Source organism: Dietzia sp. 111N12-1, from assembly GCF_001658045.1.
GTDB lineage: Bacteria > Actinomycetota > Actinomycetes > Mycobacteriales > Mycobacteriaceae > Dietzia > Dietzia kunjamensis.
Genome location: NZ_LSSV01000032.1, coordinates 25,940 through 47,524, shown reverse-complemented (window position 1 = coordinate 47,524; position 21,585 = coordinate 25,940). Strand labels below are relative to the sequence as shown.

The following is a 21,585-nucleotide window of genomic DNA, read 5'->3' as shown; positions in this document are numbered from 1 at the left end:
CGCTCGCCGCGCCGCGCGGGTGACCCTGCCTGGGGGAAGGTCTTGCCGCGGGCAGGTCCCCACGTCACGATTATCGCGTGCCGACCGTGACCCACGACACCGAGCCCCAGGCCCCGGTGCGACCCGAGAGCCCGGATCCCGCCGCGCGCGTCCGACGCCTGCTCTCCTCCGCCCGGGAACGCTCCGGACGGTCGGTCGACCCCGCCGTCGGCCCTGTCGTGTACGACCCTGGTGCGTACGGCCCGGTGGAGGAGGCCCTCGCGCGTTTCGACGCGCCCGTCGACATCCGGATCCGCGGCGGCCTGGGGTCGGGGCGCCGCACCCTGGCCGCGGCGCTGCGGGCGCGGCGCGGGTGGCGGGCGCAGGTCGACGACCTCGACGTGCTCGCCGCTCCCGGCGCGTCGGCCACGACGGCGCCCGATGTGGAGATCGTGTGCCTGCGCACCGCCCCCTGCCGCCACGAGGAGGCGTGGGTGCGGCGCCCGCGCCGGCACGCCCTGTTGGTGGTGGCCACGGGTGTCGGTGGCGGGGGCGCCGACAGTCGCACCGACGGCGGCGAATCCGACGACGACGAGGTCCTGCCGCGGTGGGCCCGTGGGCTGCCCGCCGTGGATGCGCGCGAGCCGGGGCACCGGTCAGTTGACGGCGTCGTGTCCTTCCTCGAGCGCGCCCTGGACGCCCTGGCGACGGTCCGGGTGGCCCGTCTCGAGGCGGAACTGGAACGCCTCGCGGTCCACGACGAGGTGGGCGACCTCGCGGAGGCCGCCCTCTGCGTCCTCGCGGGATCGGGCCCGTCGTGACCGCCGCACCCGCACCGCTCCGTGACTCTCCGCCCCGTGACTCTCCGCCCCGTGACTCTCCGCCCCGCGACTCCCCACCCCGTGACCTGACGATCGCGGTCCTGGGCGCACGGGACTCCGCCGCGCCCGCCGTCGCCGAGGCGCTGACCTCGGCCGCGGGCCCGGCCGTCGATGGCGGGGCCCGGATCCGTGTGCTCGTCGACGCGGCACCCGAGGACCGGCCGGACGCCGCTGTCCTCGTCGTCGACGCCGTCTGTCCGGTGCGCCCCGACGACGTCGAGGTCGCGCGCGGCGTCGCCTCCCGACTGCCGATGGCGGTCGCCCTGGCCGGGCGCGCCGGCCAGTGCACGGCCGAGGGCTTGTCGGAGACGGTCGACGTCACCACCCGGCGACTGGCCGAGGTGGGCGTGACGGCGCCGGTCCACGTGGTCGACGCCAGTCGCCCCGGGGCCCCGGCCGCCCTGCTCGCCGCCGTCGCCGCCCTCGTCTCCAGCGGCCGCCGTCCGCCCACCGCGCGCCCCGGCCCCGGCGGAGCGCCGCCACCGGATCCGGCCGTCGCGACCGTCGACTGGCTCCTCGCCCGTCGCACCGAGGCCATCACCACCCGTTCTCAGGCGCTGCGGCAGGACGTCCAGGCGCTGCGCATGCAGGTCATCCAGGATCTCCACCGATCGGTGCGCGACCTCGGTGGGCGGGCGCGCGAGGAGCTCGCCGCGGCCCCCCGCTCCCGAGTCGACGCGCTGGTCCACCAGCTCGCCGCCGATGCCGACTCCGCGGTGGCGGGCACCATCGCCCGCGCAGACCTCCGCGCCGACGCCCTCGTGGCCCGGCATCTCGGCGCCGCCGCGCCGGCGGGTCCCCGCATCCCCCCGCCCACCAGCGGCATCGCCCCGGGTCGACCGCCGCGCAACACGGGCGAGGAACTGCTCGTCATGATCATGGGCGCCGCCGGCGGGACCGGGGTGGGACGCATGCTGCTGTCCCCGCTCGCCGAGATCCCCGGCGTCGCGGCGGTGGTCATCCCGCTCGCCCTCCTGTGCGGGCTGGTGCTGGGGTGGATCACCGTCACCGTCCGCCGCACGCAGGCGCTGCGCACCCACACCGTCGCGGCCGTGGCCGACAGGCTCGCGGCGCTGCGGGCCGATGCCGAGCAGTCACTCGGCTCGAGGATCCTCGCCGCGGAGGCCACCATCACCGACGGCTTCGCCCACGATCCCGGCCCCCGGGTCGCCGACCTCGAACGCCGCATCCGAGCCACCCGCGCGGGACAGACCGCCCCGCCGGCCCCCACGACAGGGAGTCCCTCATGACCGATCCGCTGGTCGGTGCGGACTCCTTCGATCACCACCCGGCGCCCGACGTGTGCGGCCTCCAGGACGCCCCGCTGGCCGAACCCTCGTCGCTGGGACTGCACGTGCCCGTGGGCGAGGACGTCCTCGACCTCGGCTCCCCCGAGGCGGACCTCGACGGGGACGGCTTCATGGAGGCGGTCACCCTCGGCGACGATCGGGGGCTGACCGTGTACACCGACGCCGACGGTGACGGGACCGTCGACCACGTCTCGACCGTGCGGTTCGACGGCAGCTACGACTCATGGCGGCTGGCGAACCCCGCGGAGGGCGTGCCCTTCGGGGGATTCACGAACGAGGCTCGCGGGGACACGACCGGCGACTTCCCGTCGCCCGCCCGGTGGGAACGCATCGACCACGGCCACATCTGACCGGCGACCTGAGGAATCCCTCATGTCCGGGTGTGCAAAGGGGGCTGCGACTGAGCAGTCGACAACGCTTGACGATACTCTGTGACTAACACCATGCACCACGCGCGAGGAGCTGTGATGACCACCACCACCATTCCCGGCCTCGAGGGTCAGGCACCAACCGATCACGCGGAGTTGCTCGCGTGGATCGCCGAGGTCGCCGAGCTCACCCAGCCGGACCGGGTCGTCTTCGCCGACGGCTCCGACGCTGAGTGGGATCGCCTCACGACCGAGATGGTGGAGGCCGGGACCTTCGTCAAGCTCAACGAGGAGAAGAAGCCGAACTCCTTCCTGGCCCAGTCGGACCCGAAGGACGTCGCCCGCGTCGAGTCGCGGACCTTCATCTGCTCGGAGACCGAGGAGGGCGCCGGCCCCACCAACAACTGGCGCGACCCGGCCGAGATGCGCGAGCACATGACCGGACTGTTCCGCGGCAGCATGCGGGGCCGCACGATGTACGTCGTGCCGTACTGCATGGGCCCGCTGGAGGCGGAGGACCCCAAGCTCGGCATCGAGCTGACCGACTCGGCGTACGTGGTGGTCTCGATGAAGATCATGACCCGCATGGGCTCGGCGGCCCTGGCGAAGATCGGCACGGACGGCGAGTACGTCAAGGGCCTGCACTCCGTGGGTGCCCCGCTCGCCGAGGGCGAGCAGGACGTGCCCTGGCCGTGCAACGAGGAGAAGTACATCACCCACTTCCCCGAGACCCGCGAGATCTGGTCGTTCGGGTCCGGCTACGGCGGAAACGCCCTTCTGGGCAAGAAGTGCTTCGCGCTGCGCATCGCCTCCGCCATGGCCCGCGACGAGGGCTGGATGGCCGAGCACATGCTCATCCTCAAGCTCATCTCCCCCGCCGACGAGGTCCACTTCATCGCCGCGGCCTTCCCGTCCGCCTGCGGCAAGACCAACCTCGCGATGCTGCAGCCCACCATCGAGGGCTGGCGCGCGGAGGTCGTGGGTGACGACATCGCGTGGATGCGCTTCGGCGCCGACGGCCGGCTCTACGCCGTCAACCCGGAGTACGGCTTCTTCGGCGTCGCCCCGGGCACCAACTACTCGTCCAACCCCAACGCCATGAAGACGCTGGAGCCGGGCAACGCCATCTACACCAACGTGGCGCTGACCGACGACGGTGACGTGTGGTGGGAGGACCTCGAGGGCACCCCGGACCACCTCATCGACTGGCTGGGCAACGACTGGACCCCGGAGGGCGACGGCAAGGCCGGCAACGCCGCGCACCCCAACTCGCGCTACTGCGTCCCGATCAACCAGTGCCCGGTCACCGCGCCGGAGTTCAACTCGCCCGAGGGCGTGCCGATCTCGGCCATCCTCTTCGGCGGTCGCCGCGCCGACACGGTCCCGCTGGTCAGCGAGGCCTACTCGTGGAACCACGGCGTGTACATCGGCGCGACCCTGTCCTCCGGGCAGACCGCTGCCGCGGAGGGGCAGGTCGGCGCGGTGCGTCGCGACCCCATGGCCATGCTGCCGTTCGTGGGCTACAACGTCGGCGAGTACTTCCAGCACTGGGTCGACATGGGCGCCCGGGGCGGCGACAAGATGCCCAAGATCTTCCTCGTCAACTGGTTCCGCAAGGGCGCCGACGGCCGCTTCGTGTGGCCCGGCTTCGGCGAGAACAGCCGCGTGCTCAAGTGGGTCGTGGACCGCATCGAGGGTCGCGTGGAGGGTGACGAGACCGCCGCCGGCATCACCGCCCGCGCCGCGGACATCGACATGACCGGCCTGGACACCCCGATCGAGGACGTCGAGGCCGCCCTGGCCGTCGACCCCGAGGAGTGGCGCCGCGAGCTGCCGCTCATCACCGAGTGGCTCGAGTTCTGCGGACCCAAGGTCCCGGCCGAGGTCCACGAGCAGTTCGCCGCCCTCAAGGAGCGGCTCGGCTGACACCGGCACCTGCACGGAAAGACCCACGCGGACGGGCCACACCATTCCCCGGTGTGGCCCGTCCGCCTCTACAATCTGGGCGAAGCCCTGTACTACTGCCCTTGTTGATGTCACAGTTACTGGCTGTGCGGGCAACAGCGTTCCCGCCCGGAAGGAGGGGCATGAGAGCCAGCGTGATCGGCCTCATCGCGCTTCCCATCGTGGCGAGCGGCGTCGCAGCAGCCGCCGTGGCCGGTTTCGGGCTCCCCGCCCCGACGTCCGTTCCTGCCGGGCCGACCGCCACCGCCGGGATCACCGGCGAGTCGACGGACGCGTCCCCGGCCGTCGACGAGGAGTACGCGGGCACCGCCATCGAGGGGATCAAGCCGTTCCTCACGGTGATCGACGGCAGGTCGGCCCTGCCCGTACCGGAGCCGATCCCGTCGTTCCTCTCGCTGTTGACGGTGCCCTCCGTGCCGCTGGCACCGCTTCCCCCGCAGGTCGACGGCCGGGTTGCTCCCGCGGACACCGTCGGTCCGCGCGCCGGGCAGGGCCCGGACCGGGTCCGGGACGACCTCGTGCCCCGCGACCCCACGACGGGCCCCGGTCCCGGCTCCGGGGCGGACGACCAGCCGGTGACCTTCGAACCCCACTCCGAGGGCGGGGTCGATCGAGGCGACACGCCTGACGACCGCGGGCCGGGCGGCCGTCCCGCCGTACCGGCGCCCGATGCCGGTCGGCCTCCCGTGTCCGTTCCCGGACCGCCCGCAGCAGGTGGCCCGCTGCCCGGGCCCCCGCCCCACGCCGGAGAGACCGGCCGACCGGCCCATGCCGACGAGACCGGGCCTCCCCCACACGCGGGTCGGTCGCCCGCCGGCGGCGCTCCGGTGCTCGGCCGACCTCCCGTGGGGGACCGTGCCGCGAGCGGGCTGGTGACGACCTCGCAGGGGGCGGGCGCGACGGAGGCGAGCCCGACGGTGTCCAGCCCGAGAGCGTCCGGCGACGACCACCCGATGCCGAGGTGAACGCCTCGATACGGACGTCGGCCCCGATCCGTTGGTGGCACTCCGCCCGGCTCCGCATCACCCTCGGCATCACGTTGATCACCGCCGCCGTGTTCGCGGCGATGATGGTGTTCACGTTCCAGCTGCTGAACCTCAGCACCGAACGGGTGATGGACTCGCGGCTCAACCGGGAGGCCGCCGACTTCACGACCTTCATGACGGCCGGGATCCTGCCGTCCTTCGAGTCGGAGAACCCCACGGTCGAGCAATTGATCCGGGCATACCTCGCCCAGCAGTACCCGTCCTCGGAGCTGCTGCTGGTCGGGACGGCCACCGAGTCGGGCACCCAGTTCACGCTCTCCCGGTACGGGCCCGAGGAGGACCAGCTCTTCCCGCCGGCGATACGCTCACAGATCCAACGGATCAGCCTGGTCTCCACCGAGAGTTCGGGGATCCTCGACGGCTCGGTGCGGTGGCGCAAGACCACGGTCGAGAGCCCCGCCGGGCTGGCCAACATCGTCGTCGCCGTCAACGACCGGGGCACCCACCAGGAGACACGGCGCGTCGTGTTCTACATGCGCTGGGCCAGCGCCGGAGGCATGGTCGTCAGTGCGGTACTCGCGTGGTGGATCGCCGGGCGGATGCTCGTGCCGGTGCGCCGTATCCGCGAGGCCGCCGAGACCATCTCCGCCGCCGACCTGTCGAGGCGCGTCCCCTCCGACGGACCCGACGAGATCGTCTCACTCGCCGACACGGTCAACGCCATGCTCGAACGCGTCGAGGAGGCCTACCGGACCCAGCGGGAGTTCCTCGACGATGCCGGGCACGAACTGCGGACGCCCCTGACCGTCGTGCAGGGCAACCTCGACCTCATGCCCGACGACCCCGACGGGCGTGCCGAGGCCACCCGCCTCATGCAGGACGAGCTGTCGCGGATGACCCGCATCGTGGAGGACCTGCTCACCCTCGCCAGGGCCGACCGTCCCGACTTCCTCCGGACCGTCCCGACCGACGTCGCCGAACTCGTGCTGGACGTCGAGGCGAAGATCGACGTGATCGCCGACCGTGACTGGCGGGTGCTCCCCTACGCCGAGGGCGTGGCCCGACTCGACCAGCACCGCATCACGCAGGCACTCATGCAGTTCTGCTCCAATGCCGTCCGCTTCACCGGCCCCGGCGACGCCATCGAGATCGGGTGCCGGATCATCGAGCCGGGGGATCCCACCGTGCCCGACGGGTTCGCCGCGGGGCCCGTCGCCCCGTCGCCCAAGCGGGAGGACTACCGCCGACGGCTCCTGTGGTGGGTCCGCGACAGCGGACCGGGGATCCCGCCCGGGGAAGAGGAGAGCATCTTCCAGCGTTTCCACACCGCGCGCGGCCAGCTCCGCGACGGCCGGGGCGGCACCGGCCTCGGTCTGGCCATCGTCTCCACCATCGCCAAGGCGCACGGGGGACGTGCGTTCGCGTTCAACGCCGAGGGCGGGGGCGCGGTGTTCTGCATCGTCGTCCCCCTCATCGCACCACCACCGGAGAAGCGGCCCCGCGACGACGGGGACGCCGGCGCCGGCCCGGTCGTGTCGGGGGACAGCGGTACGCGCTGATCCTGCGCACCCCTCGAACGAAACTGCGGACACGGTACCGGGCAGCGTCCAACTGATGTCCTCCCGTGGGATACTCCGGGTTCGAGAAGGAGGGTTGCATGACGAATGTTCTCGTCGTGGAGGATGACGATCTCATCCGATCGGTGTTGGTGAAGGCACTCGGCGGCGCGGAGTACACCGCACTCGAGGCCGTGGACGGGGAGAGCGCCCAGGCGATCCTGTCGACGATCTCCGACATCGACCTGATGTTGCTCGATATCGGCCTGCCGGACACCGACGGGCTGACCCTCCTCCGCGAGGCCCGCGACCGCGGGTTCGCCGCACCCGTCATCATCCTCACGGCCCGCGACAGTGTGGCGAACACCGTCGAGGGGCTGGAGTCCGGCGCGAACGACTACATGGTCAAGCCATTCCGCGTGCCCGAGTTGCTCGCCCGCATCCGTCTGCGGCTGCGCGAGCACGAGGCCACCGAGGATCCGGGCATCCTCGAGCACGCGGGCATGCGCCTGGACATCCGCACCCGCCGCGTCGAGGTGGACGGCCGGATCCAGGAGCTGACCAACCGCGAGTACTCGCTGCTCGAGATGCTGCTGCGCAACAAGGGCGAGACCATCAGCCGCGAGCAGCTGCTCGAGAGCGTGTGGGGCATGGACTTCGACCCGGGCTCCAACATCGTCAACGTCTACATCCGTTCCCTGCGCCGCAAGATCGGCGAGAACAAGGTGCAGACCGTCCGCGGCGTCGGTTACCGCGTGGAGTGACACCCGACAGGCCGGCGCCGCGCCGACCCGTCCGAGACGACGAGACCCCCGGCTACGGCCGGGGGTCTCCTCGTCGGCGGCGGGACCGGGAGGCGCGGTCAGTGGCGCTGCGGCGCGCGAGTGACGAACAGCGAGCAGACCACGGCGATCGTCGCGAGGACCCCGCCGACGAGGAACGCGATGTGGGCCCCCTCGAACAGCCCGTCGACGAGCGGGGCCCCGCCGTCGGTCCGCCCCAGGGCGACCGTGCTCATGACGGTCACGAAGATCGTGGTGCCGATGGCCCCGCCGAGCTGCTGGGCGGTGTTGAAGATCGCCGAGCCGTGACCGTAGAGCCGCTGCGGGACGTCACTCAGCGCCGCGGACAGCAGACCGGTCATGAGCATGGCCAGACCGATGCAGAAGACGGTGTGGAAGGCGACGATCAGCCCGAGCGCGGTGTCGGGGTGGATGGTGGTGAACAACCACTGGCCCAGCGCCAGCATGAGGGCTCCCGGGATCAGGACCGGGCGCGGGCCGTGGCGGTCGAAGACGCGGCCGAAGATCGGCCCCACCGCGACCTGCACCAGGCCGCCGGGCAGCAGCATCATGCCGATGGTTAACGTGCTCAGGCCGCTGCCGTTCTGCAGGAAGATCGGCAGGATGACCACGGTGCCGAGCAGGGTGCCCATGGCGATCATGATCATGGCCACGCTCAACGAGAAGGTCCGGTTGGCGAACGGCTGCAGGTTGAGCAGCTCGCCACCGGTGCGGGCCAGGCCGATCTGACGGGCGACGAACGCGGCGAGCGAGACCAGGCCGATGGCCGCACCGGCCAGCGGCAGTACGGGCTCGGTGAGGACGTCGCCGAAGATGGAGATCGCGTACACGAGACCACCGAACGCGAGCACCGACAGGACCACGGACGGCACGTCGAGGGGCACCCTGCGGGTGGCCGAGGGGATCTTGATGAAGACGATGCCCAGGACGAGGATGAGCACGGCCAGCGGGGTCATGCCGACGAAGATCCAGTGCCACGACAGCGAGTTGACGACGATGCCGGAGACGGTGGGGCCGATCGCCGGACCGACCGCGATGACGATCGAGTTCAGTCCCATCACCGTGCCCCGGTGCCGCAGCGGGACGAGGGTCAGGGTCGTACTCATGAGCAGTGGCATCACGATGGCGGTGCCGACCGCCTGGAGGACGCGGGCGGCCAGCAGGACGCCGAAGACCGGCGCGACGATGGCCAGCAGCGTGCCGGCCAGGAAACTGCCCAGCGCGAATACGAACAGGGCCCGCATCGGGAAGCGCTGCAGCAGGAAGCCCGTGGTCGGGATGACCACGGCCATGGTGAGCAGGAACCCGGTGGTGAGCCACTGACCGGCCGCGGCGGAGACACCGTAGTCGGCCATGATCGACGGCAACGCCACCGTCAGGACCGTCTCGTTGAGGATCATGAGGAACGCGCCGAGGGCGAGCGCGCCGATGATGCCGACGAGCTGCCGTCGGGGCAGGGCGGGAGCCTCGGCCGGTACCGGGGCCGGCGGGCCGGGGGGTACCGCGGAGGTCGCGGCGGTGTCCGCCGGGGTGGCGGAGGTCGGCGGGGCCGGCGGGGCGGCCTCGCCCTCGGCGATATTCGTCATCGGGGATACCTCGTCTATGGGAGCTGAACCCGACGAATCATGTCACCCACTGACAGAATCGGTAAGCTGAAGCTGTCAGAGTGTGACACACATTATGGTGAGGGGGCCGACGGCCATGGGAATCCGCGACGAGCACCGCGCCCGGATGCTGGTCGAGATCCAGCGGGCGGCCCTCGACCTGGTCGAGGAGAACGGGCTGGACGCCACCACGGTCGCGGACATCGCGGCCCGGGTGGGCATCTCCGAACGGACGGTCTTCCGCTACTACTCCTCGAAGGTCCACGCACTGATGCCCGGACAGCAGGGGCTGATCGACGCCCTGATGACCGTCGAGAGCGCCCGATCCGACCCCGCCGGGATCCTCCACGACCTGCTCGCGGCGAGCCGCGAGGTGTTCGCGCACGAGGTCGAGCGGCGCGTCTTCCGCCGGGTCTCCCGACTGCTGATGCGGGAGCCCGACCTGCTGCACGCGGTCGCACAGCAGGAGAGGGTCCTGGTGGAGACGCTCAGAACCGCCCTGACCGCACGGGGCGCCCTGCCCCACCTGCAGGCGCACCTGGTGGCGGAGGTCGTGACCGCGGCCTGGCGGGTGGCGTGGCAGTCCTTCGACCGCGAGGAGCTCGAGGGACGGGACCGTGACCCGCTGTCCCTGTTCGACGAGACGGTACGCGAACTGGGCGGCCTGTTTCCCGGCTGACGGCCCCCACCACGGAGCGGGGGCCGTCGGAGCGGGGACCGCCGGAGCGGCTCAGCCCTCGCCGGGCTCCCAACCGAACGGCATGAGTACACTCTGCAGCTCGCAGAAGGCCTCGAGCCCCTCGGGGCCGTTCTCGCGACCCAGGCCCGAGTTCTTGAACCCGCCGAAGGGCGCGCTCGGGTCGAAGGCGTACCAGTTGATGCCCATCGTGCCGGTTCGCACCCGCCGGGCCACGGCGAGCGCGGCGTCCGGGTCTGCGGAGTACACGGCCCCGGCCAGGCCGTACTCGGAGTCGTTGGCGATCTGCACTGCCTCGTCGACCGTGTCGTAGGCGATGACCTGCAGGACCGGCCCGAATATCTCCTCCTGGGCGATGGTCATGGAGTTGTCGACGTCCCGGAAGACGGTCGGCTGCACGTAGGCGCCCTCGGCGACACCCTCGGGCAGTCCCTCGACCGTGCCGCCCCCGTAGGCGATGGTCGCGCCCTCCTCGACCCCCTTGCGGATGTAGCCCTCGACGGACGCCTTCTGCTTGTGGTTGGCCAGCGGGCCGAAGGCGGTGCCGTCGTCGGCCGGGTCACCCACGGGCATGGCCTTGACGTTCTCCACCAGCGCCTCGACGACCTCGTCGTACTTCGACCGCGGCGCGAGGATGCGGTTCTGCGACACACACGCCTGGCCGGAGTTCATGAGCGCGGAGAACACCATGGTGCCGGCGTGCGCGGCGATGTCGGCGTCCTCGAGCACGATGGCGGCGCTCTTGCCACCCAGCTCCAGCGAGCACCGCTTGAGGCTCTGGGCGGCGATCCCGGCGATGTGCTTGCCCACGCCGGTGGAGCCGGTGAACGAGATCTTGTCGACGTCCACGTGGGAGACGAGGTGGTCGCCCACGGAGCTGGGGCCGGTGACCACGGACAGCACACCCTCGGGCAGCCCGGCCTCACGGAACAGGTCGGCCAGCCACAGCGCGGACAGCGGCGTGGCCGAGGACGGCTTGAGGATCACCGAACTGCCGGACAGCAACGCGGGCGCCAGCTTGGCGGTGTTGAGGTAGAGCGGGACGTTCCACGCCGTGATGGCGGCGACGACGCCGACGGGCTGGCGGGTGACCACGGAGGCGCCGAAGTCGCCGTGGCGCACCTCGGACCACGGGAAGGTCTCGGCCAGGCGGGCGTAGTAGCGCAGCACGCCCAGGGTCGGCGTCACCTGGATCATGGCGGCGGTGCCGGGCGGGGTGCCCATCTCGTCGGAGAGGATCTGGCACACCTCTGCCTGGCGCTCCTCGAGCATGTCGGCCACGCGTGCCAGCAGGGCGCCGCGCTCGGCGGGCGGGGTGGAGCGCCACACGCCGGACTCGAACGAGTCGCGCGCCTGGCTGACCATCTCGTCCAGGTCCTCGGTGGTGGTCTCGGCGACCCGGCCCACGACGGCGTTGGTGGCCGGCGAGGTCACCTCGAGGACGCCGGTGGTGATGGGATCGGTCCAGCGGGTGCCGGAGAAGAGCTTGTCATGGACGACGACCACGGGAGGACCTCCGGGAGGTAGAAAACAAGAACGTGTTCCACCTCACTGTAGTCGAGGGTCCGCCGCGGCGTGGGTGCCTACTCAGCCCGCAACACCAGAACCAGATTGGACACGAGCGCCTCGCGGACGCCGGGCACCCGCACCAGCCACCACGCCCACCGCGGGTGGTAGCGCGGGAACGCCGCCAGCAGCTCGCCCGAGGACGTGCTGCGCGCCCACTCGAGCCCCTCGGCGCACCCCACCTCGAACAGCGATTCCCCGTAGACGTTCTTCGGCGGGCGGCCGTGGCGCCGCTCGTACATCCGCCGTGCCCGCTCGCCGCCGAGGTAGTGGGTCAGCCCCATCTCATGGCCGCCGAAGGGTCCGTACCAGAGCGTGTAGGAGACGACGACGAGGCCGCCCGGTCGCGTGACGCGGCACATCTCCTCGGCCATCGTCCAGGGCTCGGGGACGTGTTCGGCCACATTGGACGAGATGCAGACGTCGACGGCGTCCGACCTGATCGGCAGCGACATGCCGCTGCCGCGGATCGAGCCCGCCTGGTCCAGGCCCGCGGCCGACATCTCGCCGACGTCCGGCTCGACCGACACGTACCGCGCCCCCTCGGCGGCGTAGGCATCCGAGAAGTAGCCCGGCCCGCCGCCGACGTCCAGCACCGTGAGCCCCGGCAGCCTGCCGGTGCCCGGCCCGGTGCCCGGCTCGGCCGCCCGGTCCCCCGAGCGCTCCCACAGGTCGGCCACCAGTTCCACCGTGTCGTGGGCCAGGCCGGAGTAGAAGACGTCCGGGTCGGACTGCTCGAGCGGGAACGAGCGCAGTAGTCCGAGCGACCGCCCGAGGGTGGCGCGGCGGGCCACCGAACGCAGTGCGGTCGAGCGGTGGAGCGGGTCGGTGATCACGGCGGTGACGATACCGGCGGCAGCGCTGACCACCCCGTCGGCGGTCCCGACGCCCGCGTACAGTGTCCGCGTGGCTCGTATCCTGCTGCTGTGCTGGCGCGACAGCACCCATCCCCAGGGCGGTGGCAGCGAACGCTACCTCGAACACGTCGCCGACGGCCTCGCCGACGCCGGGCACACCGTCATCTACCGGACCTCACGCTCGCGGGGTGCGGCCCGCTCCACCACGACCGGGTCCGGGGTGACGTTCAGCCGGGCCGGTGGGCGCTTCACGGTCTACCCGCGCGCCCTGCTGGCCATCCTGTTCGGCAGGGTCGGACTGGGGCCGCTCGGCTCGCTACGGCGGCCCGACGTCGTCGTCGACACCCAGAACGGCGTCCCCTTCTTCTCCCGCCTGGCCACCACGGCGCCCGTCGTGGTCCTGGTCCACCACATCCACCGCGAGCAGTGGCCGGTCGCCGGGTGGCTCGTCGCGCGGATCGGCTGGTGGATCGAGTCGCGACTGTCCCCGTGGGTGCACCGGCGCAGCCAGTACGTCACCGTGTCGCTGCCGTCCGCCGACGAGCTCGCCGGGCTCGGCGTGGACCCCGCGCGCATCGCCGTGGTGCGCAACGGACTCGACCCGCTCCCGGCGGACGTCGAGCCGGGCGAGCCGGCCGCGCACGAGGGCCCCGGCACTGACACCGACACCGACGCCCCGCGGCTGGTCGTGTTGTCCCGGCTGGTGCCGCACAAGCACGTCGAGGACGCCCTCGACGTGGTCGCCACCCTGCGCGCGAGCAGGCCCGGCCTGGTGCTGGACGTCATCGGCAGCGGCTGGTGGTCCGACCGACTGCGTGAGTACGCCGCCGAGCGCGGGCTCCTCGACCCGGACGGCCCGGACACCGGCGCGGTCCGGCTCCACGGGCACGTCGACGAGTCCACCAAGCACCGCATCCTCGCCGGGGCCACACTGCACCTCATGCCGTCCCGCAAGGAGGGCTGGGGCCTGGCGGTGTCCGAGGCCGCGCAGCACGGGGTGCCCACCGTCGGCTACCACCACGCCGCGGGACTACGGGACTCGATCGACGACGGCGAGACGGGCCTCCTCGTGGACGATGTCGCGGCCATGACCCTGGCCACCGATCGCCTCCTGGCGGACCCCGACTTGCGAGCGCGCATGGGTGAGGCCGCCCGCCGCAAGGCCGCGGGACTGTCCTGGCCCGCCACCGGAGCGGCGATGGCGCAGGTCCTCCGGGCGGTCACCGAGGGCCGGCGCGTGAGCGGTGTGATCAGCGGCCGGGCCGGCTGACCGGACCTTCCGCGGCGTACGCGTCCCGGCGCGCCGTGGTGGTCGCGGTGGAGACGCTGGCAACGACCAGGGCGAGGACCAGCGTGAGCAGCCACAGCGCGTGCGCCGCCAGCACCCATCCGCGGGCCGACGCCGGAGCCGCGGGCTCGGCGGTGGCCTCCCATCGGGCATCCGCCCCACCCGGCCCGTTCGGCGCGGCCAGCTCGTGCAGGACGAGTTCGGAGCCGGTGAACCTCGTTGTCGTCGACTCCGGCGGTGTCCCGGCCAGCGTCCGCGCCGCCCGCCCGCGCGGGCCGGCGGACGTGCGCTCGTCGAGCACCCACCGCACCCCCAGTCCGGCCAGGACGCTCGGGTCGTCCCCTCGCAGCAGCGCCGCGGTGGCCCGCCTCGCGCGATCACCCTCGCCCGGCACCGCGGCCGCGTCGTCGCCGGCCGCCCCGCCGACGACCAGGTCTCCGGGCACCAGCACGCGGGTGTCGAGCAGTCGGGGCGCCGGATCGAGCACCGCCGCGCCGCCCGCCCACAACGGCGTCGAGCGGAAGGACCCCGCCGGCAGGACCAGCAGGTCACCGGGCCTCCCGTCGACGATCCGCGCCACCTGCTCCCAGTCCTGGCCGTAGGTGACCGGCCGCAGCTGGTCCCACAGGGCGCGCGGGGCGTCGGGGACGGCGGCGACGGCCACCGCCGTGAGCAGCAGGCCCGCCCCGGCCGGTCGCAGTCGCCCGGCCGGTGCCCGAGTGGCCTGTGCACGGGTGGCCGGGTCCGGGCCGGCCAGCTCGCGGGCGGCGAAGCCCAGCGCCAGCACGGTCGCCGGGAGCGCCAGCGCGACGAACTTCTGGGTGTCGCGCAGCAGACCCGCGCCGGGGACCGCGGCGACGACGGCGTCCAGCGCGGCCAGGCCCGGCCCCGTCGCGGCGGCCGCCACCAGCAGCCACGTCCCGACCGCCAGCGGTACCGTCGCCCGCACCACCGGATCGCGGCGCTCCCGCCACACCCCGCGCGCCGCCACCGCCCACACGACGAGCAGCAGCACGAGCGCCACGGCCGCCCACCACGTTGACCGCGACGGCGGCACCGCCTCCGAGTTCCAGATTCCGCCCAGGGCGACCACGGACCCGAGGGTGCCGATGCCGGGCTCGGCGCGGGCGGCGAACGCGCTCACGCCCGTGGCGGCGGTCGGCGCGGTGCCGGTCCCGGCCGGGGCGAGCGCGGTCGCGAGCAGCCACGGCAGCGCGGTCACCCCCGCCGTGGCGGCCAACGGCAGCGCCGCCCGGGTGCGTCGGCCCGGCCGCGCGGCGGAACCGGCACTGTCACCGGCGCTGGCACTGGCACCGGCACCGGCACCGGCACTGCCACTGTCACTGCCACTGCCACTGACCAGGGACACCACCGCGGCGACGACCGCGAGCACCCAGCCCGTCGGCGTGAGGCCCGCCGCGGCCAGCGCCGCGCACGCCGCCGCCACCCGGCGCCGGCCGGGAGCCCCACCGAGCGCGCCACCGAGGGCCCGGGACGGGGCCAGCAGCACCGGCATCGACATCACCGCCGCCGCCCCGGCCAGCACCGACCAGTGCCCCTGCAGCAGCCGCTCCACCACGAACGGGTTCCACACCGCCCCCACCACGGCGGGCAGGCGCAGCCAGAGCCCGGACAGCCCCACGGCCGCGTCGCCGGGCAGGACCCGGCGCACCAGCGCCCCCGCCGCCACCGCCAACCAGATGCAGAACACGGCGGTGAGCACGCCGGTCAGCGGCCACACCGGCAGCCCCACCGCCTGCAGTGCGCGGGTCGCCCACACCACCGCCACATCCTGGGGCACCGCCCGCGCCGCCGACTCCCCCAGCCCGAGCGCGGCGTCCGACAGGGGCGGCGTCGGCGTCGCCACCCAGTCCCTGATCAGGGGGAACCCGGGCCGCGCCACCCCCGCCAGCAGCAGGGCGGTGACCACCGCCCCCACGGCCGCGTCCACCGCGGCGTCCCTCCCGGTGGATCGCAAGGTCACGCGACGGGAACCGACAGCGGACGACATGCGCTCATTCCACCACGCCCGCGCGCGGGGCCCGCCGCCACCGCGCGGCCGCGCCGCCGGCGGCCAGCCACCGGGCCACCGCGGCTGCCCCCTACGATTCCCGGTGTGGACCATCAGGCGCGCGAGGAGGCACCCGGCACCGCCACCAGGCGCTTCCTGACCGGCGCGGGGGCGGTGACGGCCGGGTCGATGCTGGCCAACATCGCCGCCTACCTGCTGCACCTACCGGCCTCCCGGTGGTTGGGGCCCGAGGGCTACGGCGCCTTCGCCGCCCTGCTCTCCGCGCAGCTGCTGGTCGCCGTTCCGTCACTGGCGTTGCAGGCGGTCGTTGCCCGCGACCACGTGCGCGGAGTACCGGACGGGGTCCTGCGCTCGCTCGGCAGACGGGTCGCGCTCCTGGTCGCGGTGGTCGCCGCACTGGCGGTCGTCCCGGTGTCGCTGCTGCTGGACACCCCCGTCCTGGCCACCGCCGCCGCGCTGGCCCCCGGCCCGGTGCTCTGTCTGCTCACCACCGAGCAGGGCGTGCTGCAGGGCGCCGAACGGTTCCGCGCCCTCGGAGGAGTGCTCGCCCTGGCCGGCGCCGGCAAGGTGGTGCCGGCCGTCGCGGTCCTCGCCGCGGGCGGGGGCGTGGGGCTCGCGCTCGCGGCCGGGGCCGTCGGCGTGACGGTGGCCTGGCTGGTGGCGGGGTGGATCTCGACACTCGGGCCCGGGGCGTGGCGACCGCCGACCGGGACCTCCTCGACCTCACCCGGCGTCGCGGCGGTGCTTGCGGCCGGTCAGGTGCAGCTCGTGATGATGGCCCTGACCTCCGTCGACCTGCTCCTCGCACGTGCCCTGCTGTCCCCGGGGGACGCCGGCCGCTACGCGCTCGGGGCGGTCGCCGCCAAGGCCGCGTTCTGGCTGCCCCAGGCCGTGGGCACCGTCCTCTACCCGCGGATGGCCGATCCGGCCGGGCACCGGGGCGCGGTCCGTTCCGCGGTGGGCGTCCTGCTGGGCATCGGTGCCGTCGTGGTGATCGGTGCCGCCGCGGCCGCCCCGCTCGTGCCGGTGGTCGTCGGCGAGGCCTACCGGCCCGTCGCCGGACTGCTGTGGGCGTTCGCCGCCCTGGGCGTGACACTGAGCGTGCTGCAGGCGTTCCTGCTGGCGAGCATCGCCTCCGACCGGACGGTGGAGGCCGCGATCGCCTGGTGCGGGCTGGTGCTCACCGCCGTCGCGGTGTGGCTCGCGCCCCGCGGCGTCGAGAGCGTCCTGGGCGCGACACTCGTCGCGGTCGCCCTCACCACGGTCGCCGCAGGCTGGCGGGCGCTGCGCGTGCGCCCCGCCTGAGGCGAGGGCGCCGAGCGGGCCGCGCCCTCGAGCCGAGCCACGTCGCCTATCCGTTGGCGACTCACCTACCGGATCCGCTAGGTGGCGCGTGATCCGATAGGCGGAGCGGCTGGCGGAGCGGCTGGCGGAGCGGCTGGCGGAGCGGCTGGCGGAGCGGGATCGCCGAGGCCGGCTGCGGGTTCGCAGCGCCCGATCCGAGGGACAGATCGCGGGAGCCGGGCGGCTGGTGTCCCCGACGGTCGCGCGGCGGTCGCGGTCGGCTGCGCGGCGGCTGCGCGGCGGTCGCGGGTCCGTCACCCAACGAGAAGAGCGTTCCGCACACTCCCTCTCGGGTGTTGTGTGCGGAACGCTCTCGGCGATCCTCCGGGTGCGGCCCCCGCTCCGGACAGGGCGGGGGCCGCGGGGTAGGACGAATCAGGCGCGGGTCCGGGTGGTCCGTCCGCCGGTGCCGCCGCGGCTCCCGCGCAGGCCCAGCACGATGCCACCGATCAGCGAGAGCAGGCCGAGGATGCCCAGCACCGCCGGGACGACGCGACCGAACGTGTTGAGCGTGTCCGCGCTGTCCTGCGCCGCGGCCAGGGTGCTCTCCTGGGTCTCGTCATTCCAGCCGGACTGGAAGCGGACGGCCGTGCGGGTCGGCTCGGCCTTCTCCTCCTCGAGACGGGCCTTGTCGGAGAAGAAGGCGTCGGCCTCGGCCTGGTCCTCGGCGAAGAACTGGAAGATGTCCTCCTTGCCGTTGATGATCTGGCCGGTCGCCGGGTTCACGTACACCGTGCGGGTGTTGGTGTAGAAGCGCCGCATGTCGACCTCGCGCTCGGGGTCACCCTCGAGGCCCCACTGGCCGGCGGTCATGCCCTCGCGGCGGTAGCTGGCCAGGACCGACTCCACGGCGGGGTCGTAGCCGTCGGAGATCGAGGCGAAGTGGTCGCGGATCGAGGACCACATGTCGATCGGGCCGAGGTCCTGGGTGAACTCGTAGGCCTCGATCCCACCGACGGACGTCTCGCCGACGAACTCGATCGGGTTGGTGGTGAAGGTGCTGGCGTCGAAGTAGTCGTAGGCCCGCTGCTCGGTGTCGAACGGGAACTTGTACTGCAGACCCTCGCGGACGAAGCCCGTGGGGGCGGTGTCGTCGGCGCCGCCGGCGACGACCTGCAGGGTGCTGGTGGCCTCGTCGACCGGCTGCGCCGTGACGCGGTCCAGCGTGATGCGGTCGACGGTGGCGTTGATCAGGGACTCGACCTCGTCGCCGCCCGCGATGTCCTCGCGCAGCAACGACTGGGCGGCCTGCAGGGTGATGACGTCGGCGTCCGACGGCTCGACGGCCATCACCCGACGCTGCGAGTACAGGGGGATGTCGTTGTCGATGAAGCACGAGACGGGGAACTGCACCTCGGAGTCGTCGGCCTCGGCGCCGTCCTGGGTCTCGACCGCCTCACCCTCGGGCGCGTCGGCCTCTCCCTCGTCCCCGGACGCGGCCTCGGCCCCGTCCTCGGGGCGGCACTCGGGCCGGTCCGCGTTGAGCTCGGTGGGTGCGTTGCCCGCCAGTGCCCTGCCCACGAGGACCGCCCCCGGCGCGACCTCGGTGACGGTCGTCGAATTGATGTCCAGCGGGGTCTTCTTCTGCGCCGGCACCACGAAGAACACGAGCGCCAGTGCGATAGTGATCAAGAATGCGCCGAGCCCGACGAGGACCAGCGCGGGCACTGACGACCTCCGTCCCGCGGAACTGCTCTGTCGTGCCATCGGTTGTCCTCCTGGAGTCGCGCCCTCGGTCCGTGGTCACGCCCGGGTAACGTCCCCGGGTCGGCTGCCAGACCGGACCATCATCAGGAGAAGATTAACAGTGATGAAGAACGCATTTGGCACCCCCGACCACCGAGTCGGGACACTGCCCTCGGCGACGGGCTTCGTGCCGGCGCTCGAGGGGCTCCGTGCGGTCGCCGCGTTCGGCGTTCTCACCACCCATGTCGCGTTCCAGACCGGGGCCTCGACGGGGTCGTTCCTCAACCGCGTCTGGGGCCGATTCGACCTGTCCGTGGCCGTGTTCTTCGCTCTGTCGGGCTTCCTGCTGTGGCGCGCGCACGCTCTGCACGCACGCCGGGGAGGCACGGGGACCGCCCGGTCCGCCCGCGACTATCTGCGCTCCCGACTGGTGCGGATCATGCCCGCGTATCTGGTCCTGGTGGCCGCGGTGTTCCTGCTGATCCCCCGGAACGCACGGAGCTCCGCCAGCACGTGGACGTCCAACCTGACACTCACCCAGGTGTACGTCCCGGACTCCCTCGTCGAGGGGCTCACGCACGCGTGGTCGCTGTCCGTGGAGATGAGCTTCTATCTGGTGCTGCCGTTGCTGTGGTGGGCGCTCGCGGGCCTGCGCGGGCGGGCGGCGCGGTGGCGCATCCCGGCGATCGCGGTCGTGGGGGTGGCGAGCCTGGGGTGGGCGCTCCTGCCGTGGTACGAGCTGGGTCTGCACGACCGGCTCAACGACCAGATCCTGCCGCCGGCGTTCGCGTCGTGGTTCGCGGCGGGGATGATCCTGGCCGAACTCGCCTGCGCCCCGCCCGGACGGGCGGCGGCGCTGGCCCGCCACCGCCACGCACGGTGGGGGTGGTGGGCGGTCGCGGCCGCGGCGTTCCTGGTGAGCACGGTGCCGCAGTGGTTCACCGAGGGGTTCGTGCACCCGTCGGGTCCGGAGTTCGCGATCCGCACCGCGCTCGGCGCCGTGGTGGCGTTCTGCCTCCTGGCCCCGGCCGCGCTCGCCCCGGCCGGCGCGCCGGCCGCGCTGGCCCCGGCCGGCGCGCCGTCCACCGCCCCCGCAGGCCCGGGCACCGCGGACGGCGGCGGGCTGCGCTTCGCCATTCTCGGCTCGACCGTCCTCACGACCCTGGGCCGGTGGTCGTACGGCGTGTTCCTGTGGCACGTCCTGGTCCTGCACTTCGCGTTCCAGATCGCGGCGGTGCCCATGTTCTCCGGACAGATGCTGCGGATCTGGCTGGTGACCGCGGTGGTCTCGACGGTGGTCGCGGCTGCCAGCTACGCGCTGGTCGAGGTGCCGGCCGGACGCTGGCTGGCACCCCGGCGCGCGCCGCGCGGACGGCCAGCGGACGGCCAGCTGACGGCCAGCCCGGCGCAGACGAGCCCCGCCACCGTCGCGACCTGAGGCCCCCAGCCGTCACCGGCGTAGCCCAGCGGGTCCGGCCACGGGGCGCGGGACAGCACCGCGGCGCCGGCGACGATCCCCGCCCCGGCCCCCACGACGAGCAGGTGCCGGGCCCGCCCGGCTCCGAGGTACCGACTCGCCACCAGCGCACCCACGGTCATCCCGGCGGTCACCCCCAGCCCGACCGGCCCGGCCACCGCGAACCCGAACGCGGCGGTCGCGGCGACCGTCAACGGTCCGCGCCCGCGCCACGGCGTGGCGCGGGCCCCCGCCCGGTCACGGCTGCCGCGGACGAGGAACAGCAGCAGGACCAGCAGCAGCGCGAGCGGCCCGGTGAGCAGCGCCGCGCGGTACGGCGCATCGAGCGGCACGGTGAGCACGAGGGTGGCGCCGGTGGTGGTGGCGGGCAGCACCCAGCCCTGCTTCCACCCGTCGACGGTGACCGGACGCGGGTCGGCCAGGTCGGTGCCGTCGTCGGCGACGAGCCGGGCCTGCCACGCGGGCGTGACGGATTCGGGGATCACCAGGACGCGTTCGCGCGGCGCGGACGGCATGCGCAGTTCGCGCCGCGAGTCGTCCCACAGCGCGGTGGCGACGGCCCGGGCGGGGTGCGGGGCACCGCCGAGGATCGGCGCGGGGCCGCCCCCGGTGCCTCCCGTGCGGCTCCCGGTCCCCGGGTCGACGACGACGAGGCCCACCGTGTCGACGGAGAACGCCTGACCCGGGTCCACCGAGACCTCCTGCGGTCCCGCGTCCAGCCGGACGGCGGAGTCGTCGCAGAGCTCGGCCGTGACCGCGCGGCCCTCGAGCAGCGCCCGTCGGCTGGCGGTGATCCGCGTGCCGACGACCCGGTCGCCGAGGTGCAGCTTCGGCCCGTCCCGGCAGGTCAGGGTGACGGGCTCGTCGTCGGCGGCGGGCAGCGCGCCGATGCGGGCGCCGGTGGGGTCCTGTACCCACACCTCGGCGATGCCGGTGGGCAGCCGCGCGCCGGTGGGACCGCGCACGTCCCGGGTGTCGTCGACGCGGACGGTGATCCGATCGGTGTGGTCGGCGGGGACGTCGACGACGACGGAGCCGTCCTCCTCCGGGGTGAGCGTGGCCAGGTCGACGCGGGTGCGTTGGACCCCGGTGTCGACGGTGATGACCTCGGGCGCGGCGGGGGCCGCGGAGCGGGGTGCCCAGAGGCGGAGCGAGCCGACGAGCTGGCGACCGGGCAGGCTCAGGG

At 73.4% G+C, this 21,585-nt stretch carries 16 protein-coding genes; 11 read left to right on the top strand and 5 right to left on the bottom strand.

Annotated features, from left to right (window positions below):
* Positions 1 to 77 precede the first annotated feature (77 nt).
* The 7 genes from AYO52_RS08660 to AYO52_RS08630 all read left to right on the top strand — a co-directional run bounded on the left by AYO52_RS08660 (position 78) and on the right by AYO52_RS08630 (position 7,809).
* Positions 78 to 800 carry a hypothetical protein gene (locus tag AYO52_RS08660; RefSeq protein WP_067715969.1) on the top strand — a complete coding sequence of 241 codons (723 nt, stop codon included), beginning with the start codon at positions 78 to 80 and terminating at the stop codon, positions 798 to 800.
* Positions 797 to 2,110 (top strand): hypothetical protein, encoded by a 1,314-nt coding sequence (locus AYO52_RS08655; protein ID WP_253702013.1) that lies wholly within the window; start codon positions 797 to 799, stop codon positions 2,108 to 2,110. The genes AYO52_RS08660 and AYO52_RS08655 overlap by 4 nt, the downstream gene beginning before the upstream one ends.
* The gene (locus AYO52_RS08650; protein ID WP_067715966.1) at positions 2,107 to 2,520 is read left to right on the top strand and encodes a DUF6802 family protein; all 414 of its coding nucleotides are present in this window, start codon (positions 2,107 to 2,109) and stop codon (positions 2,518 to 2,520) included. Before AYO52_RS08655 ends, AYO52_RS08650 begins: the two co-directional genes overlap by 4 nt.
* Positions 2,521 to 2,637: 117 nt before the next feature.
* On the top strand, positions 2,638 to 4,464 hold the full coding sequence (locus AYO52_RS08645) for a phosphoenolpyruvate carboxykinase (GTP) (protein ID WP_067715963.1): 1,827 nt from the start codon (positions 2,638 to 2,640) through the stop codon (positions 4,462 to 4,464).
* Positions 4,465 to 4,625: 161 nt separating this feature from the next.
* Complete coding sequence (locus tag AYO52_RS08640) at positions 4,626 to 5,468, top strand: hypothetical protein (RefSeq protein WP_156523570.1); 843 nt, start codon at positions 4,626 to 4,628, stop codon at positions 5,466 to 5,468.
* Positions 5,465 to 7,048: a cell wall metabolism sensor histidine kinase WalK gene (locus AYO52_RS08635; RefSeq protein ID WP_067715958.1), complete on the top strand. Its 1,584-nt coding sequence runs from the start codon at positions 5,465 to 5,467 to the stop codon at positions 7,046 to 7,048. Before AYO52_RS08640 ends, AYO52_RS08635 begins: the two co-directional genes overlap by 4 nt.
* Positions 7,049 to 7,146: 98 nt before the next feature.
* Positions 7,147 to 7,809, top strand: coding sequence for a response regulator transcription factor (locus tag AYO52_RS08630; RefSeq protein WP_067715955.1), 663 nt, complete (start codon positions 7,147 to 7,149; stop codon positions 7,807 to 7,809).
* Positions 7,810 to 7,907: 98 nt separating this feature from the next.
* Here AYO52_RS08630 and AYO52_RS08625 read toward each other — a convergent pair whose 3' ends face one another.
* Entirely contained in the window at positions 7,908 to 9,434 is a 1,527-nt protein-coding gene (locus AYO52_RS08625) for an MDR family MFS transporter (RefSeq protein ID WP_082923892.1), read from the bottom strand.
* Between the two features lie 115 nt (positions 9,435 to 9,549).
* On the opposite strand from AYO52_RS08625, the gene AYO52_RS08620 reads away from it, so the two are divergent.
* Positions 9,550 to 10,131 carry a TetR/AcrR family transcriptional regulator gene (locus AYO52_RS08620; protein ID WP_067715953.1) on the top strand — a complete coding sequence of 194 codons (582 nt, stop codon included), beginning with the start codon at positions 9,550 to 9,552 and terminating at the stop codon, positions 10,129 to 10,131.
* A 51-nt stretch (positions 10,132 to 10,182) separates the two neighbouring features.
* Here AYO52_RS08620 and AYO52_RS08615 read toward each other — a convergent pair whose 3' ends face one another.
* Positions 10,183 to 11,655 carry an aldehyde dehydrogenase gene (locus AYO52_RS08615; protein ID WP_067715950.1) on the bottom strand — a complete coding sequence of 491 codons (1,473 nt, stop codon included), beginning with the start codon at positions 11,653 to 11,655 and terminating at the stop codon, positions 10,183 to 10,185.
* Between the two features lie 77 nt (positions 11,656 to 11,732).
* The gene (locus tag AYO52_RS08610; RefSeq protein WP_082923895.1) at positions 11,733 to 12,551 is read right to left on the bottom strand and encodes a class I SAM-dependent methyltransferase; all 819 of its coding nucleotides are present in this window, start codon (positions 12,549 to 12,551) and stop codon (positions 11,733 to 11,735) included.
* A gap of 70 nt (positions 12,552 to 12,621) precedes the next feature.
* Between AYO52_RS08610 and AYO52_RS08605 the strand changes: the two genes are divergently transcribed.
* A complete protein-coding gene (locus tag AYO52_RS08605) occupies positions 12,622 to 13,842 on the top strand; it encodes a glycosyltransferase family 4 protein (protein ID WP_067716016.1) in 1,221 nt (406 codons plus the stop codon).
* Here the strand turns inward: AYO52_RS08605 and AYO52_RS19185 are convergent.
* The gene (locus AYO52_RS19185) at positions 13,823 to 15,871 is read right to left on the bottom strand and encodes a hypothetical protein (RefSeq protein WP_082923890.1); all 2,049 of its coding nucleotides are present in this window, start codon (positions 15,869 to 15,871) and stop codon (positions 13,823 to 13,825) included. The two genes, AYO52_RS08605 and AYO52_RS19185, sit on opposite strands and share 20 nt — an antisense overlap.
* A gap of 105 nt (positions 15,872 to 15,976) precedes the next feature.
* On the opposite strand from AYO52_RS19185, the gene AYO52_RS08595 reads away from it, so the two are divergent.
* Positions 15,977 to 17,197 carry a polysaccharide biosynthesis protein gene (locus AYO52_RS08595; RefSeq protein ID WP_067715947.1) on the top strand — a complete coding sequence of 407 codons (1,221 nt, stop codon included), beginning with the start codon at positions 15,977 to 15,979 and terminating at the stop codon, positions 17,195 to 17,197.
* Between the two features lie 414 nt (positions 17,198 to 17,611).
* Here AYO52_RS08595 and AYO52_RS08590 read toward each other — a convergent pair whose 3' ends face one another.
* A complete protein-coding gene (locus AYO52_RS08590) occupies positions 17,612 to 18,943 on the bottom strand; it encodes a DUF3068 domain-containing protein (protein WP_067715944.1) in 1,332 nt (443 codons plus the stop codon).
* A gap of 103 nt (positions 18,944 to 19,046) precedes the next feature.
* Here AYO52_RS08590 and AYO52_RS17685 point away from each other — a divergent pair, with 103 nt between their 5' ends.
* Complete coding sequence (locus tag AYO52_RS17685; RefSeq protein WP_082923888.1) at positions 19,047 to 20,360, top strand: acyltransferase; 1,314 nt, start codon at positions 19,047 to 19,049, stop codon at positions 20,358 to 20,360.
* Positions 20,361 to 21,585 lie beyond the last annotated feature (1,225 nt).

Coding starts and splice junctions, on each gene's coding strand:
- AYO52_RS08650 (WP_067715966.1), top strand. CDS start 2,107: ATGACCGATCCGCTGGTCGGTGCGGACTCCTTCGATCACCACCCGGCG.
- AYO52_RS08645 (WP_067715963.1), top strand. CDS start 2,638: ATGACCACCACCACCATTCCCGGCCTCGAGGGTCAGGCACCAACCGAT.
- AYO52_RS08640 (WP_156523570.1), top strand. CDS start 4,626: ATGAGAGCCAGCGTGATCGGCCTCATCGCGCTTCCCATCGTGGCGAGC.
- AYO52_RS08630 (WP_067715955.1), top strand. CDS start 7,147: ATGACGAATGTTCTCGTCGTGGAGGATGACGATCTCATCCGATCGGTG.
- AYO52_RS08625 (WP_082923892.1), bottom strand. CDS start 9,434: ATGACGAATATCGCCGAGGGCGAGGCCGCCCCGCCGGCCCCGCCGACC.
- AYO52_RS08620 (WP_067715953.1), top strand. CDS start 9,550: ATGGGAATCCGCGACGAGCACCGCGCCCGGATGCTGGTCGAGATCCAG.
- AYO52_RS19185 (WP_082923890.1), bottom strand. CDS start 15,871: ATGTCGTCCGCTGTCGGTTCCCGTCGCGTGACCTTGCGATCCACCGGG.
- AYO52_RS08590 (WP_067715944.1), bottom strand. CDS start 18,943: ATGGCACGACAGAGCAGTTCCGCGGGACGGAGGTCGTCAGTGCCCGCG.
- AYO52_RS17685 (WP_082923888.1), top strand. CDS start 19,047: ATGAAGAACGCATTTGGCACCCCCGACCACCGAGTCGGGACACTGCCC.